Source organism: Microbispora sp. CL1-1, from assembly GCF_012034195.1.
Classification (GTDB): Bacteria; Actinomycetota; Actinomycetes; order Streptosporangiales; family Streptosporangiaceae; genus Microbispora.
Genome location: NZ_JAATEK010000128.1, coordinates 1 through 1,391, shown reverse-complemented (window position 1 = coordinate 1,391; position 1,391 = coordinate 1). Strand labels below are relative to the sequence as shown.

Here is a 1,391-nt window from a genome sequence, read left to right as displayed (position 1 = left end):
GGGACTGTACAAACAACGGTGTAACTCCTGATCAAGGAGACACCTGTGACGAGTACGGTGATCCAGCAGTCTGAGGCGCTGGACCTGGAGGACACCGCGGTGGCGCGGAAAGAGCATGAGGCGTCGGATCGTGAGCTGGTGGCCCGCCTGGTCGGCCAGGCCCGCGCCGAGGGGCTGGAGCTGGTCGGGGAGAACGGGCTGCTGGGCCGGCTGACCAAGCTGGTTTTGGAGTCGGCCCTGGAAGGCGAGCTGACCGACCACCTCGGCTACGACAAGCATGATCCGGCCGGTCGCGGCAGCGGCAACTCCCGTAACGGCACCCGGACCAAGACGGTCATCACCGACGTCGGGCCGGTCGAGATCGACGTGCCTCGGGATCGGGACGCCAGCTTCGAACCGAAGATCGTGCGCAAGCGGCAGCGGCGGCTGCCGGGTGTGGATGAGATGGTCATCTCGCTGGCCGCCAAGGGCCTGACCACCGGGGAGATCTCGGCGCACCTGGCCGAGGTCTACGGGGCGGAGGTGTCCAAGCAGACCATCTCCACGATCACCGACGCGGTGATCGAGGGCATGACCGAGTGGCAGAACCGCCCTCTGGACCCCGTCTACCCGGTGGTGTTCATCGACGCCATCCACGTCAAGATCCGTGAAGGGCAGGTCGCCAACCGGCCGATCTACGTGGCGTTGGCGGTCACCGCCGACGGTGAGCGCGACATTCTCGGGTTGTGGGCCGGCGACGGCGGCGAGGGCGCCAAGTTCTGGCTGCACGTGCTGACCGAGATCAAGAACCGGGGCGTCGCCGATGTGCTCATGATGGTCTGCGACGGCCTCAAAGGGCTGCCGCAGGCCATCGAGCAGGTCTGGCCGCAGACCGTGGTGCAGACCTGCGTGGTGCACCTGCTGCGCGCTTCCTTCCGCTACGCCGCACGCCAGCACTGGGACGCCATCGCCAAGGCGCTGCGGCCGGTCTACACCGCCCCGACCGAGGCCGCCGCGCTCGAGCGGTTCGCCGAGTTCGCCGAGGTCTGGGGCGGCAAGTACCCGGCGATCGTGAAGTTGTGGCAGGACGCCTGGGCGGAGTTCGTGCCGTTCCTGTCCTTTGATGTGGAGATCCGCCGGGTGATCTGCTCGACGAACGCGATCGAGTCGGTCAACGCCCGGATCCGTCGGGCGGTCAAGGCCCGCGGCCACTTCCCCAACGAGCAGGCCGCGCTCAAGTGCGTCTACATGGCCATCATGAGCCTGGACCCGACGGGCAAGGGCCGCAAACGCTGGATGAACCGGTGGAAGGCCGCCCTGAACGCCTTCGAGATCACCTTCGAAGGCCGACTGTCAGCAACCCGCCGCTAGAACAAACCGAAGCCGAGTTACACCGTTCGCTGGACAGGCCC

Annotated in this window: 1 protein-coding gene; it reads left to right on the top strand. The window is 67.0% G+C overall.

The genetic code is table 11. The features are described 5' to 3' along the window. Nucleotides 1-99: 99 nt before the first annotated feature. Complete coding sequence (locus HCK04_RS40245; RefSeq protein WP_260617575.1) at nucleotides 100-1,350, top strand: IS256 family transposase; 1,251 nt, start codon at nucleotides 100-102, stop codon at nucleotides 1,348-1,350. The last annotated feature ends 41 nt before the right edge of the window (nucleotides 1,351-1,391 follow it).